General features: G+C 63.7%; 16 protein-coding genes. 3 read left to right on the top strand and 13 right to left on the bottom strand.

Annotated features, from left to right (window positions below; genetic code table 11):
- Nucleotides 1–36: 36 nt before the first annotated feature.
- Genes ACOZJV_RS27005 through ACOZJV_RS26980 form a run of 6 tightly spaced genes read right to left on the bottom strand, consistent with a single transcriptional unit; the run spans nucleotide 37 to nucleotide 4,291 of the window.
- Nucleotides 37–1,716 (bottom strand): AMP-binding protein, encoded by a 1,680-nt coding sequence (locus ACOZJV_RS27005; protein WP_421548897.1) that lies wholly within the window; start codon nucleotides 1,714–1,716, stop codon nucleotides 37–39.
- Nucleotides 1,713–2,258 (bottom strand): hypothetical protein, encoded by a 546-nt coding sequence (locus ACOZJV_RS27000; RefSeq protein ID WP_078469482.1) that lies wholly within the window; start codon nucleotides 2,256–2,258, stop codon nucleotides 1,713–1,715. The genes ACOZJV_RS27005 and ACOZJV_RS27000 overlap by 4 nt, the downstream gene beginning before the upstream one ends.
- Nucleotides 2,255–2,509, bottom strand: a complete 255-nt coding sequence (locus ACOZJV_RS26995; RefSeq protein ID WP_078469483.1) for an acyl carrier protein — start codon at nucleotides 2,507–2,509, stop codon at nucleotides 2,255–2,257. The genes ACOZJV_RS27000 and ACOZJV_RS26995 overlap by 4 nt, the downstream gene beginning before the upstream one ends.
- A gap of 9 nt (nucleotides 2,510–2,518) precedes the next feature.
- Complete coding sequence (locus ACOZJV_RS26990) at nucleotides 2,519–2,791, bottom strand: phosphopantetheine-binding protein (protein ID WP_020297332.1); 273 nt, start codon at nucleotides 2,789–2,791, stop codon at nucleotides 2,519–2,521.
- Nucleotides 2,760–3,581 (bottom strand): lysophospholipid acyltransferase family protein, encoded by an 822-nt coding sequence (locus ACOZJV_RS26985; protein WP_020297331.1) that lies wholly within the window; start codon nucleotides 3,579–3,581, stop codon nucleotides 2,760–2,762. Before ACOZJV_RS26985 ends, ACOZJV_RS26990 begins: the two co-directional genes overlap by 32 nt.
- Nucleotides 3,557–4,291: a beta-ketoacyl synthase chain length factor gene (locus ACOZJV_RS26980; RefSeq protein ID WP_421548896.1), complete on the bottom strand. Its 735-nt coding sequence runs from the start codon at nucleotides 4,289–4,291 to the stop codon at nucleotides 3,557–3,559. The genes ACOZJV_RS26985 and ACOZJV_RS26980 overlap by 25 nt, the downstream gene beginning before the upstream one ends.
- Nucleotides 4,292–4,637: 346 nt before the next feature.
- Between ACOZJV_RS26980 and ACOZJV_RS26975 the strand changes: the two genes are divergently transcribed.
- Nucleotides 4,638–5,408 carry a ParA family protein gene (locus tag ACOZJV_RS26975; RefSeq protein WP_078469485.1) on the top strand — a complete coding sequence of 257 codons (771 nt, stop codon included), beginning with the start codon at nucleotides 4,638–4,640 and terminating at the stop codon, nucleotides 5,406–5,408.
- A 43-nt stretch (nucleotides 5,409–5,451) separates the two neighbouring features.
- Here ACOZJV_RS26975 and trxC read toward each other — a convergent pair whose 3' ends face one another.
- From trxC to ACOZJV_RS26945, 6 genes are all read right to left on the bottom strand, one after another.
- On the bottom strand, nucleotides 5,452–5,886 hold the full coding sequence (trxC, locus tag ACOZJV_RS26970) for a thioredoxin TrxC (RefSeq protein WP_020297328.1): 435 nt from the start codon (nucleotides 5,884–5,886) through the stop codon (nucleotides 5,452–5,454).
- A gap of 100 nt (nucleotides 5,887–5,986) precedes the next feature.
- Complete coding sequence (locus ACOZJV_RS26965) at nucleotides 5,987–6,937, bottom strand: hypothetical protein (protein ID WP_421548895.1); 951 nt, start codon at nucleotides 6,935–6,937, stop codon at nucleotides 5,987–5,989.
- Nucleotides 6,938–6,961: 24 nt separating this feature from the next.
- A complete protein-coding gene (locus ACOZJV_RS26960; RefSeq protein WP_421548894.1) occupies nucleotides 6,962–7,903 on the bottom strand; it encodes a hypothetical protein in 942 nt (313 codons plus the stop codon).
- An 82-nt stretch (nucleotides 7,904–7,985) separates the two neighbouring features.
- On the bottom strand, nucleotides 7,986–8,426 hold the full coding sequence (locus ACOZJV_RS26955) for a hypothetical protein (RefSeq protein ID WP_201129157.1): 441 nt from the start codon (nucleotides 8,424–8,426) through the stop codon (nucleotides 7,986–7,988).
- Between the two features lie 112 nt (nucleotides 8,427–8,538).
- Entirely contained in the window at nucleotides 8,539–8,877 is a 339-nt protein-coding gene (locus ACOZJV_RS26950) for a DUF7716 domain-containing protein (protein ID WP_421548893.1), read from the bottom strand.
- Between the two features lie 14 nt (nucleotides 8,878–8,891).
- Nucleotides 8,892–9,275, bottom strand: a complete 384-nt coding sequence (locus ACOZJV_RS26945) for an immunity 22 family protein (RefSeq protein WP_078469490.1) — start codon at nucleotides 9,273–9,275, stop codon at nucleotides 8,892–8,894.
- Nucleotides 9,276–9,523: 248 nt separating this feature from the next.
- Here ACOZJV_RS26945 and ACOZJV_RS26940 point away from each other — a divergent pair, with 248 nt between their 5' ends.
- Nucleotides 9,524–9,820: a type II toxin-antitoxin system HigB family toxin gene (locus ACOZJV_RS26940; protein WP_421548892.1), complete on the top strand. Its 297-nt coding sequence runs from the start codon at nucleotides 9,524–9,526 to the stop codon at nucleotides 9,818–9,820.
- Nucleotides 9,817–10,218, top strand: a complete 402-nt coding sequence (locus tag ACOZJV_RS26935) for a helix-turn-helix domain-containing protein (protein ID WP_078469492.1) — start codon at nucleotides 9,817–9,819, stop codon at nucleotides 10,216–10,218. Before ACOZJV_RS26940 ends, ACOZJV_RS26935 begins: the two co-directional genes overlap by 4 nt.
- Nucleotides 10,219–10,227: 9 nt before the next feature.
- Here ACOZJV_RS26935 and selO read toward each other — a convergent pair whose 3' ends face one another.
- On the bottom strand, nucleotides 10,228–11,691 hold the full coding sequence (gene selO, locus ACOZJV_RS26930; RefSeq protein WP_078469493.1) for a protein adenylyltransferase SelO: 1,464 nt from the start codon (nucleotides 11,689–11,691) through the stop codon (nucleotides 10,228–10,230).
- Nucleotides 11,692–11,768 lie beyond the last annotated feature (77 nt).

Raw genomic sequence — 11,768 nt, 5'->3', positions numbered from 1 at the left:
CCAATGGCCCGGAACACGCGGATTCCCCGATAAAACTTATCCACAGGCTGCCTCCAGCAAAATGCGCCCACTGGAACAGGCCGCCGTGTCGTTGCGGTAGGCGAAATACAATTTGCCGCGTTCATCGTCGAACCGCAGGTGCAATTGCACCTGGTCGCCGGGGCGCACCAGTTGCTGGAATTTCAGCACTTCCATGCCGGCAAAGCGGCCCGGCAGGTCCAGCAGTTGCTGGCCCAGGGCCAGGGCCCAATCGACTTGGACCACCCCAGGCAATACCGGGGTCTGCGGGAAGTGCCCGCTGAAATAGGCCAGGTCCGGGGGAATGCTTAGTTGCAGGTTCCACTCGCCGTCCTGTTCGTGCTGTTCCAGCACTTCAGGCGCTTGTGGGCGCGGTGCCAGCAGCAGGGCCTCGACCTCGGCCTGGGGCAACTTGCCCTGGGCGTTCAGCGGCAGCTGGCGCAGCAACCGCCAGCGGCGCGGCAGGGCCAGGGCTTCGCAGTGCTGGCTCAGGTGCTGGCGCAGGGACTGGGTCAGGTGGCGGCGGCCGCCGTTGCGCAGGGCCTGCAAGCCCGCTTCGCTCAAGACCAGCACGGCGCCGAGGGAGGCTCGGTTTTCCTGGACCACGCCCAGGCGCGCTTCGCTGACCCAGGCATGGCTGGCCAGGGCCTGTTCGAGCATGGGCAGGGAGATGCGTTTTTCTTCCAGCTTGACGATCCGGTCCAGGCGCCCGAGCAGCTCGAAACGGCCATCGGCCTCGATCCGTGCGGCATCGGCGCTGTGTTCGACATGCCCTTCTGGCAGGTAGGTCGAGGCAATCAGCAGCGCGCCGTCCGCGTCCTGGCTCAACTGCACGCCGGCGAAGGGTTGCCACAGGCTCGCGCCCTGGCGCCAGGCGATGCCGCCGGTTTCCGAACTGCCGAAAATCTCGGTCGGCCATTGGCCCAGGCGCTGTTGCAGGCTGTGCGCGGCCTCGGCGGGCAAGGCGCCGCCCGAGGAAAACACCCGGCTGACCTGGCTCAAGGCCGGCCAGTCGAGGTTGTCGCCCATGCGCTTGAGCAGCGCCGGGCTGGCGACCCAGGCAAAGGGCGGGTACTCGCGGCTGGCGCGTTGCAGGTCTTCGGGGAACGGCAACTGGCGGCGCACGAACGGGCGCCCGGCGCACAGCGGCCACAGCACCCGAAACAGCAGGCCGTAGATGTGTTGCGCGGCGACGCTGCCAATCATGCAGGCGCTGCCCAGTTCCGCGCCCCACAGCTGTTCCAGGGCCTGGACCTCGTTGGCCAGTTGCACCAGGGTCTTGTCGATGCGCTTGGGTTCGCCGCTGGAGCCGGACGTGCACAGGCTCAAGCGGCACTGCGTCAGGTCCAGCTCGGCAGCCGGCAGCGGCGCCTGCAACAGGTCAGCGAGGCGCGTGTCGTGCTCCAGGTCGGTGAGCCACAGGTCGACCTCACCGCACCAGCGCTGGCGGGTCTGGGCCTGCAGGTCGGCCGGCAGCAGTACGCTGACCCCGGCCCGCCAGGCGCCGAGCAGGGCGATGGCCAGTTGCGCGGCGTCTTCCAGGTGCAGGGCCATGCGTTGCACGCCCCGGGCCTGGAGCCCGGCGGCCAGGCGCAGCGCCTGGTCGTGCAGGGCGCTGTGGTCGAGTACCGGGTCGAAGGTCACCGTCCGCCCCGGGTGAGCCTTGAGCAGCAGGTGCTCAAGCTTGATCCAATTCATGCGCGGCCTCGTACGCGTTGTCGTAATAGCCATTCAATGGCAAACAGCAAGCCCATCAGCCCGTAGGCGATCAGGCCGTTGTACAACGTCCACCAGCTCAGCGGCGCCCAGAGGGTCAGGGCGGCGGCGAGCAATCCGTTACAGAGGAAAAACACACTCCAGGCCACGGTGACCTGGCGCGTGTAGCGAATCGCCTTGGGCGGCAGCGCAGGCTCACGCAGGCGCGCCAGGCGCTCGGCCACCGGCGGGCCGTATTTCAGGCTCAGGCCGAACAGACCGAGCATGAAACTGCTGATCAGCACCGGGTACCAGCGCAGCAATTGCGGGCTGTCGAACAGCGCCAGCAGCAGGCAGAACAGCATGGCCGCCGCCGCCATCCACAGGCTGCTGGCCCGCCGTTCGCCGGTCAGTGCGCGGGCCAGCCACAGGCCGCCCAGCAACAGGCCGAACTGCCACGGGGCGAAGTGCTCCATGCCGAAATACACCGCAAAGGGGTACAGCAAGCCCGCCAGCAGCAGGCCCAGGCCGATCAGACGGCTCATGCGGCCGGCTGGACCAGACGGTAGACCGCCTCGACCACATCATTGACGGTGCGCACCGACTTGAATTCCTCGGCGGCTATTTTCTTGCCGGTCTGACGCTTGATGTGGTCGATCAGGTCGACCGCGTCGATGCTGTCGATTTCCAGGTCCTGGTACAGGTTGGACTCAAGGCTCACGCGCTCGGGTTCCAGCTCGAAGAGTTCGACCAGGGCATCGCGCAGGGTGTTGAAGATATCGTCACGAGTTTGCATGGTCCGGTCTCAAGCTGCCTGTTTTGCAGTGACGAAGGCCGCAAGGCTCGCCACGTTACTGAAGTGATTGCGCGTGTCCTTGGCGTCGGCGTCGATCTTGATGCCGTACTTCTTCTGGATCGCCAGGCCCAGTTCCAGGGCGTCTACCGAGTCCAGGCCCAGGCCGTCGCCGAAAAGGGTCTGCTCGTTGCCGATATCCTGTGCGCTGATGTCTTCGAGGCCCAGGGCGTCGATGATCAACAGCTTGATCTCAAGGGTTAAGTCCGGGTGCAGATTGCTCATCTGAGGCGAGCTCCTTAATGAAATAGTGATGCAAGTGGTCGTTGAGTTTGCGCGAGGCCTGGGGTGCGGGGCCTTGAGCGGCGAAGGTCTGTGGATCTATATCGGCACCCACGCGGAAACTGAAGTGCACGCGACGTTGCGGGATGCGGTACCAGGGTTCGGCCTTGGTCAGGGTGGTCGGACTGACCTTTATCACCACCGGGGTGAGGATTCTCGCACCCCGCAGGGCAATCGCTGCCCCGCCCCGATGAAAGGCCGGTGCCTGGCCCGGTACGGTGCGCGTGCCTTCGGGGAAAATGATCAGGGTCTGGCCGTCCTGCAGTGCCTGGCCGGCGGCATCGAGCATGTCCATGCTGCCGTCATTGCTGATATAGCCGGCTTCGCGCACCGGGCCGCGGGTGAAGGGGTTCTGCCACAGGCTCTGTTTGACCACGCAGTTGGCGTTGCGCACCAGGCCGATCAGAAACACCACGTCGATCAGCGACGGGTGGTTGGCGATGATCATCTGCCCCGGGCGGCCGAGTTTCTCCGCGCCCTGGACGTCATAGGTCAGCACGCCGCAGCGGGCCATGAACCGGATAAACAGCCAGAACAGCCGGCTGATGGTCGCGCGGGCACGACGCTGGTGCGCCTCGGGTGTGCCCGGCAGGCAGCTCAATAGCGGAAAAATCACCAGGCGCAGGCACAAACTACCTAGACCGAACAGCGTAAAGCTCGCTGCCGTGGCCATCAGGCGCCAGTAGTAGGCATCGCGCGGTTTCGCGCTTACCGGTTGCGTTGCCAGGTCCATACACGATTCTTCCAGGCATGTTGGCAGGTGGCCTGCGGGGTGAGCAGGGTACGCAACAGATTCAGGGCATGGGGCCACTGGGCTCGCGGGCAGTCTTCAGACGCGCTGCCATCGCCGGCGCTGCCGAGGGACAGCTGCCAGTCGTCGCCCGGGGTCAGCAGCAGGCCGACCGCATAAGGAAAGGGCACGTCGTCGATCCATTCGGCATAGGCCTGTGGCGGCTGCTCTTCGGTGATCAGCAGCAGCACCGCCGGGGCGCCTTCGGCGAGCAGCGCGGCGGCTTCGAGCATGCCGTGTTCCAGGCCGTCGCCGGCGGCGGCGAGGGCAGTCATTTCGCTTGTTTCGCCGCGCATGATCGACCACAGGCCGATCACCGCGTTATGCACCGACAGGCTGAACTGGGTCGGCGACAGGGGCTGGCCGGCGGCCAGGTCGCTGAGAATGTCGAAGGTGCGTGGGGTTTCGCCGTGGCGTGAAACAAACACCAGGGGCAAGTGTTCCAGGCCTTCGGCCAAGGGCCAGCCAACGCTGAAGGCCATTCGTGCCAGGCGGCTCAGGCGTCGGCGTTGCATGGCGGGCAGGAAGGACACGTCGGGGGCGGCATCGCTGCTGGCAAGCACGGTCGGTTGGCGGCTCCAGGCCTGCCAATCGTCCACGCTTTCGAGCCCAGGGGCCCATGCGCGCCATTGAGCGATGTTGAACTTGATCACTGGTTTTCATCCCGCCCCTGCGGGCTTCCTTGACGCGGTGAGTCGCGTTGATAGCGAACCGACTCTACGTGGCCCTATGGCCGAGTGGCGCGCATTATCCCGGTGCGGCTGGCTTGTAGCAAATATTGGTTACATTTGCTTGAAGAAATAAGACGCTTCTTATGCGGAGATATCATTTTGACATCTTTTACCCCGAAAAATAATGCAGCCCATCGGTAATACGGGGGCTTAGGATGATATTTTCCACTGCCGGCTGGGCTCGTGTGCGAGTGGGCCGCCAACGAGGTAGCTAAGCGGCAACCAGGGCTACTACACTCGCTGATCTTTGATACACGGAGGTTTTGACATGCGGCGTGTGGTGTTCAATCAGAAAGGTGGCGTGGGCAAGTCGAGTATTGCCTGCAATCTGGCGGCGGTCAGCGCCAGCGAAGGTTATCGCACCTTGTTGGTGGATCTGGATGCCCAGGCCAACTCCACCCAGTACCTCACCGGCCTGACCGGCGACGACATTCCCATGGGCATTGCCGATTTCTTCAAGCAGACCCTGTCGTCCGGGCCGTTTTCGAAGAAAAACCAGGTGGATATCTACGAGACTCCGTTCGACAACCTGCACGTGGTCACCGCCACCGCCGAGCTGGCCGACCTGCAACCCAAGCTCGAGGCCAAGCACAAGATCAACAAGCTGCGCAAATTGCTCGACGAGTTGTCCGAAGATTACGACCGGATCTACCTCGACACCCCGCCGGCCCTGAATTTTTATGCGGTATCCGCATTGATTGCCGCTGATCGGGTGTTGATCCCCTTCGATTGCGACAGCTTCTCACGCCAGGCGCTATACGGCCTGCTGGCAGAAATCGAAGAATTGAAGGAAGACCACAACGAAGACCTGCAAGTGGAAGGCATCGTGGTCAATCAATTCCAGGCCCGGGCCAGCCTGCCGCAGCAGATCCTCGACGAGTTGATAGCCGAAGGCCTGCCAGTGCTGCCGGTGTACCTGGCCAGCTCGGTGCGCATGCGTGAATCGCACCAGGCCAACATGCCGCTGATCCACCTCGACCCACGGCACAAGCTGACCCAGCAGTTTGTCGAGCTGCACAATCTGCTGGAAAACGCCTGACTCCACCATGAGGGGGCAAGCCCCTCATTGGCCGGTGCAGGGCTCAGATGCCCTGGCTGCGCAACCAGCCCAGCAGTTGCGGCAACGGCAGGGCGCCGCTCTGGCGGGCGACTTCCCGGCCGTTCTTGAACAGGATCAGGCTGGGAATCGATCGAATCCCCAATTGCCCCGACAACTGCTGATTGCTTTCGCTGTCGAGTTTGGCCAGCCGGCATTTGCCCTTGAGCTGGGCCGCCGCCTGTTCGAATACCGGGGCGAAGGATGTGCACGGCCCGCACCACTGCGCCCAGACATCCACCAGCAACGGCAGGTCGCCCTTGATCTGGCTGGCGTAATCGCCCTGGGTCAGTTCAAAGGGTTTACCCAGCAACACCTCGGCCTTGCAGCGCCCGCACTTGGGCAGGTCGCCCAGGCGCTCGCCGGGAATGCGGTTGAGACCGTTGCAATGAGGGCAGGGGATCAGCAGTGGCTCGGACATGGTTAGGCTCCGCAAGCAGGGTAGAGCGCCTTAAATGGCGGCGCCCGAGGTGAATATCAAGTCGGCGCCGGCAGGCAGGTGCCGACGTGGCGCCCCGGATTCACGGGGCGGACGGGGCCTGCTCGACGCTGACCAGGCGGTCCATGGAACGGCCGATGTAAAAGGTAAAGGGCCGACCCAGGGCCATGGCCATACGCTCGCAGCGGCCCATGAACCCTATGTTTTGCAGGGGCGAAATCTCTCCGTCCTCGTGGTGCTGCAGGCCCAGGGAGCCGACATTGAACCCGACCCGGTCGGCCCGGCGATTGGGGCGCGTACCCCAGGAGGTCTTGATTGCACCCAATGTGATGCGGTTGTCGAACAGCTGCTGGTTGAGCGTGGGGTTGGCGAAGGTGATGTTGCCGAACAGGTACTGCGCGGGCGCGTGCTTGTCCTCTTTCCACTGCAGGTACAGGTTGTAATCGCCTTTTCCGGTCCCGGCCTTGCTGCCCATCTGGCTGAACGGCATGCCCGGTGGCCGGACAGTGGCCTGGTATTGGCAAAACGCCTCGTTGGGGGTGCCGGCGGCTGCGAGCTTGCCGGTGGCCAATTCCTCTGCCGAGAACTGAAACATGACGTCGGCGAACTTCACCGGTTCCAGGGGCAGCGGCAAGCGGCGCGGCAGGTCCATGGCCTTTTTGCGGTAGTCGGCGCTGGTGTATTTCCCGGTTTCCGGGGCGATCTCCAACACCGCTTCGAAGGTGCCGGCTGCACGGGCCTGGACGATCTCGTCGAACAGTTCTCGCAGGCGCAGGCGCTGGGCCTCGGGCACGCTGCTGTCCAGTTTGATATGCAGGGTCTTGTCGTCCTGGCGGTCCATCTCCAGGCCGATGTCGCCGGCCTCGATGCCGATCCCGGCGGCCATCTGGGTGATGGTCTCCTCAAAGTACGGCACGATTCTGGCCTGCTTGGGGTTACCCACCTCTTCCTGGAAATGCAGGGTGAGGTAGGTCTGCTTGCAGCCGGTCAGCAGCATCAGCAGCAGGGCGGTCACGCAGAGGCGTCGGTTCAATGGGGATCCTTGTCGCGCAAGTGGTTACAGGTAATCGACCCGGCTCAAGCGATCCAGGGTCCGGCCCATCTGAAACGTAAATGGCCGGCCCAGGGCCTGCATTTTTTGATCGCACAGCGCTTGCAGCTCATCTTTGCGGGTGTCGAAAGACTGGGCGGTTGTGAGCTTCTGCACGCCGATGGAGCCGATGCTGATGGCGAATTCGTCGAACGGAACAGGCGCGGGCCGGGTGATTTTCGAGCTCGATGGCCAGATCTGGACGTTTTTCTGTTGCAGGTGCCGGTTCAGGTCCGGGTCATCGAAATGCACCCTGAGCGGTACCTTGGCGATGCTGCTGCGGATCATCAATGAGATCAGGCCGGGCTCGCTGATGTCGTCCTGGAGGGCTTCGTAGGCGATCAATTGCAAGCGCTCGGGCATTTTCAGGTGGGCGTTGATCTTGCAACTGACCGGGCCTTCGATTTCGCTCTTGCTGACGATGGCGCTCATGCTGTCCTCATAGCTGCGGGCCAGCAGCATTTCGAACGTCGGGTCGAACTCCAGGCTGGCGTCGATGCTGTCCGGCAGCCCGCTGGAGCCGGACGGGGTGACGCTGGCATGGGCGTTATCCAGGTCCAGGCGCAGGTTCATCGAGCTGGCCTTTCGCGCGTTGGTGACCCCTTCGAAGATGGCCCTGAGGCTGCCTCGTTGTTCCGGGCTCAGGGAACGGTCCGCCAGGCGCAGGTGGATCACCTTGTCATCCTCCGCGTCGCGCTCCAGGGCGATGGCATCCGGGTCCAGGCCCTGGACGCTGAGCGCGGTGTAAATGCTCTGCTTGTACGCCTCGTGCACCAATTGGTCGGAGAATTGCGGGCCGGCCTTGGGGTCGGAACGCACCGAGTCCTGGAAGTGCAGGGTCGCGAAGTCTTCCTTGCATCCGGTCAGTGAGAGCAGCAGTGGCAATAGCAGCAGGCAGCAACGTTTCATGGTGGGCTCGTGCAGAGGATCAGCGGGGGCAGGGTTCGCGGCATGGGCGAACCGGAGAAGGTGCGGACAGGCGGCCGACGCGTCACTGCGCGAGGCGGCGACCATTGAGGCCGATGACCACGGCGAACTTTTTGGCGATGACCACCTCGGCCAGGTTGCTGGCGGCCAGGAAGTTCTGCATCGGGTAGGGAAATTCCACGGGGATTTCACCGATCGACACATGTTGCAGCGCTTGCGCCGGCAGCTCGATGCCGTCGCTCGCGGCGCCGCCGCGAATCAGGTAGACGTTGTCGCTGACAGGTTCGTAGGACATGCCGCCACTGCCCTGGATCCGTTGCAGGCTGGCGGTCTGCTCGGCCAGCGCCTCCAGTTCGGCCTGGGTGATGGTGCGATGGGGTTTGCCGTGCAGGCGCAGGTCCTGCAGGTTCATGCGGTACTTGGCGCGGCGGCTCAGGTAGATGACAGCCGACACCAGGCTGATGACACCAAAAACCAGGGTGACCAGGTTGAGGAACAGGTTCATGCGTATCCTTACAGGTACTGGCAATCAGGGTCGCGCATTATCCGCATCCGTTGCCGGTGGGTCCATGGCCCAGCCCGGGGCTTGCCCACTTTTTTGCGCGGCAGGCCAGGGCTTAATCGAAGCTCATGAAGCAGTCGCGCTCGGCGTAGTACTCGATGGCCGCCAGTAGCTCGGTGTTGCTCACCGTCGGCTTGTGGTGCAGGGCGCTCATGACCACGTCTTCGAGCAGTTCGTCGCTGAACCAGAATTCCAGGCCGTTCTGGATGACGTACGGCGGGTAGATCTCTTCGTCGTCATCGGTGATCTGGGAAAACGCCTCGATCACGCAGGGCGTGTGCAAGGTCAGAGGGGTGTCTTGTGGCGCGCCGTAGACGCAGAACTGCAGGGTTTTTTCCTGCTGGCGCAGACGCTCGATCAAGTCGCCAAAGGCCAGGTGCTGCTGGTAGTGCATAACACCTCCGCCGGTCATTCGCGGTAGCTGACGCTGGCGATGTAGTGAACGATCACGCCGCGGATGCTGGCGGTCGATGGGGTGCCGGTGAAACGGTGGTCGTAGGCCAGCACCAGTTGATTGAACGGCTGCGGGGTTTGCCCCAGGCCTTGCTCGGTGAGGCTGTCGCAGATGCTGGCGGCGTACGAAAAGTCTTCAAGGGCGGCGAGCAGCGAGCAGCCCACCTCGACTCGCGCAACTTCCAGCAGGTCGTCGTCGAGGCTCACGCCGAAGGCCCGGGAAAACTCCGAACCCTGGCTATCGCCGTCTTCGGTGTAGCTGGGGCAAGTCAGGTGGTGCAGCGTGTCCTCGCTCCAGTCAGCGTGGGTCGCCCAGATCGAGACGGTTTTTTCCGGCATTTGCGGTTCCTTGGCAAGCGCTCGGCATGGGGGCTCAAGCGTGCTCGGTAAAAGTGTTGCGGACTTTACCAGACACCAGAGTGCCCTGGAGTTTGTTGCAATCGCTCACACACTGCGCGGCAGGCAGGCGCCTTGGCTGTCTAGGCTTGGCAGTACACGAGCGCCGTTGGTCTGACGGCGGATATAGCATCTTGAGATATCCGATGCTCGCGTCTAGCCTCCATAGCACTATGCGATAGGGACATTGCATGCGAATCATCACGGTCAAACGAATCTGGGAAGCCAAGGCGCGCTGGCCGCAGTCGGCCAATGCCCTGGATACGTGGTATCGGCTGCTCAAGGGCAGCAAACCGGTGGATTTCGCCGCCCTGCGCGCTCTTTGTCCGGCGGTGGACAAAGTGGGCCCGCTGCATGTGTTCGATATCGGTGGTAACAACGTGCGGTTGATTGCAGTGGTTCGCCATACCACGCAGAAGCTGTACATCCGTCATGTGTTGGATCACCGCGACTATGATCGCGGCCAATGGAGGGAGGAACGAGGATGAGTGTGTTGGTCGAGCAGGCTGCCGAGCATTGGCAGTATGTGGCGCCCCTGGTGTGCAAACCCAGGACCGAGGCGGATTACGACAGGTTGGTCGCGGCGCTCGATGAGTTGCTGGAGCTGACCGGGGATGACGAGGCGCATCCGCTCAACAGCCTGGTGGATATCATCGGCGACTGGATCGAGGCCTACGACGAAGAGCATCGGCCCATGCCGCAGGTCAGTGGGGTCAGTATGCTGGCGTCCCTGATGCGCGAGCACGGCCTGACCCAAAGCGACCTGCCCGGGGTGGGCGCGCAGTCGGTGGTGTCGGAGGTGCTCAGCGGCAAGCGCCAGCTCAACCTGCGGCAGGTCCGCTGGCTGGCCGAGCGCTTTGGCATCTCGGCCGAAGTGTTCATCTGAGGGCGCGACTCAGGAAGAACAACTGATCTCCAGGTGCTTGCCCCACTCCGGGGGCCGCTCGGCATAGGCCTGCATGCCGGGCTGCTCCTCGAACGGCTGGCTCAAGACGCTGTGCAGGCGGCGTACCTCGCTGTAGTCACCGCTCTCGGCGGCATCGATGGCCTTTTGCGCCAGGTAGTTGCGCAGGATGTACAGCGGGTTGACCCCGTGCATCCGTGCCCGGCGCTGAGCCTGAGGCTCCTGCGGCTCGCGGGCGACCCGGGCCTTGTAGCGCTCGGCCCAGGCGTCGAACCCCTTGATGTCGACAAAGTCGTCCCGCAGGCGGGCCACGGCCAGTTCGGCGGACTCGTCCCCCAGGCGGCGGAAGAACAGGGTGTAGTCGACGCTGCTGCCCTGCATCAGTTGCAGCAGTTGCTCCAGCAACTTCTGGTCCTCGTCCTCGGCGGTGGTCAGGCCCAGGCGCCGGCGCATCAGGTCCAGGTACTGCGCCTGGTACAGCGGCAGGAACAGACCGAGGGTTTCGCGCAGCGCCTCGACGCTGATGAAGGGGGTCAGGGCCTGGGCCAGTGCGCTGAGGTTCCACTGGCCGATCGGCACCTGGTTGCTGAAGGAATAGCGGCCCTGGTCGTCGGAATGGTTGCAGATGAAGTGGGCGTCGAAATCGTCGAGAAAGGCGAAGGGGCCGAAGTCGAAGGTGATGCCCAGGATCGACATGTTGTCGGTGTTCATCACCCCGTGGCAGAAGCCATAGGCCTGCCACTTGGCGATCAGTTCGGCATTGCGCTCGACGATTTCGCGAAACATCGCCAGGTACGGCTCAGGCTGCTCAAGGCACTCGGGGAAGTGCATGGCCAGCACGTGTTCGCCGAGCTGTTTTTGCTGCTCGGGTTTTTTCGTGTAGTAGAAATATTCGAAGTGGCCAAAGCGGATATGACTTGGCGCCATGCGCAGCACCATCGCCGCCCGCTCCTGTTTCTCACGCCAGACCGGGGTGTCGGAGCCGATCACGCACAGCGCCCGTGAGCTGGGGATGCCCAGGGCATGCAGCGCCTCGGAGGCGAGGAATTCGCGGATCGACGAACGCAGCACCGCGCGGCCATCGCCCATGCGCGAGTAAGGGGTTTGGCCGGCGCCCTTGAGGTGCAGGTCCCAGTGCTCGCCGGCGGCGTTGTACACCTCGCCCAGCAGCAGGCCACGGCCGTCGCCGAGTTGCGGGTTGTAGGAGCCGAACTGATGCCCGGAATACACCATCGCCCGTGGCTCGGCCTCGGCCCACAGCTTGTGCCCGCCAAACAGCTCGGCGAACACCGGGGTCTCGGCTAGCGCCGGGTCCAGGTCCAGCAGGGCCATGGCGGCGTCGCTTGCCACCACCAGGCGCGGGTTGTCGATGGGGTCGGGCAGGACGTGGGTTGAGAAGGCGTCGCCCAGGCGGGCGAAGCGATTGTCGAAGGTCAGTTCGTCGAGGGCTTTCAACGGCCATCTCCTGGGGTCTGTTGCCGTTTGGTGATGAGCCGCGTTGCGGGGCCAAACGGTGCGAGGAAAGGCGCGGC

Source organism: Pseudomonas sp. QD4 (assembly GCF_049199125.1).
In the GTDB taxonomy this organism is placed as follows: Bacteria; Pseudomonadota; Gammaproteobacteria; order Pseudomonadales; family Pseudomonadaceae; genus Aquipseudomonas.
Note: the sequence above shows the minus strand (reverse complement) of the source record. Positions and strands in the feature narration are given on the sequence as shown.

Excerpts from the sequence above, each read along its gene's own strand:
- ACOZJV_RS27005 (WP_421548897.1), bottom strand. The coding sequence starts at position 1,716 with ATGAATTGGATCAAGCTTGAGCACCTGCTGCTCAAGGCTCACCCGGGG.
- ACOZJV_RS27000 (WP_078469482.1), bottom strand. The coding sequence starts at position 2,258 with ATGAGCCGTCTGATCGGCCTGGGCCTGCTGCTGGCGGGCTTGCTGTAC.
- ACOZJV_RS26995 (WP_078469483.1), bottom strand. The coding sequence starts at position 2,509 with ATGCAAACTCGTGACGATATCTTCAACACCCTGCGCGATGCCCTGGTC.
- ACOZJV_RS26990 (WP_020297332.1), bottom strand. The coding sequence starts at position 2,791 with ATGAGCAATCTGCACCCGGACTTAACCCTTGAGATCAAGCTGTTGATC.
- ACOZJV_RS26985 (WP_020297331.1), bottom strand. The coding sequence starts at position 3,581 with ATGGACCTGGCAACGCAACCGGTAAGCGCGAAACCGCGCGATGCCTAC.
- ACOZJV_RS26975 (WP_078469485.1), top strand. The coding sequence starts at position 4,638 with ATGCGGCGTGTGGTGTTCAATCAGAAAGGTGGCGTGGGCAAGTCGAGT.
- trxC (WP_020297328.1), bottom strand. The coding sequence starts at position 5,886 with ATGTCCGAGCCACTGCTGATCCCCTGCCCTCATTGCAACGGTCTCAAC.
- ACOZJV_RS26960 (WP_421548894.1), bottom strand. The coding sequence starts at position 7,903 with ATGAAACGTTGCTGCCTGCTGCTATTGCCACTGCTGCTCTCACTGACC.
- ACOZJV_RS26955 (WP_201129157.1), bottom strand. The coding sequence starts at position 8,426 with ATGAACCTGTTCCTCAACCTGGTCACCCTGGTTTTTGGTGTCATCAGC.
- ACOZJV_RS26950 (WP_421548893.1), bottom strand. The coding sequence starts at position 8,877 with ATGCACTACCAGCAGCACCTGGCCTTTGGCGACTTGATCGAGCGTCTG.
- ACOZJV_RS26945 (WP_078469490.1), bottom strand. The coding sequence starts at position 9,275 with ATGCCGGAAAAAACCGTCTCGATCTGGGCGACCCACGCTGACTGGAGC.
- ACOZJV_RS26940 (WP_421548892.1), top strand. The coding sequence starts at position 9,524 with ATGCGAATCATCACGGTCAAACGAATCTGGGAAGCCAAGGCGCGCTGG.
- ACOZJV_RS26935 (WP_078469492.1), top strand. The coding sequence starts at position 9,817 with ATGAGTGTGTTGGTCGAGCAGGCTGCCGAGCATTGGCAGTATGTGGCG.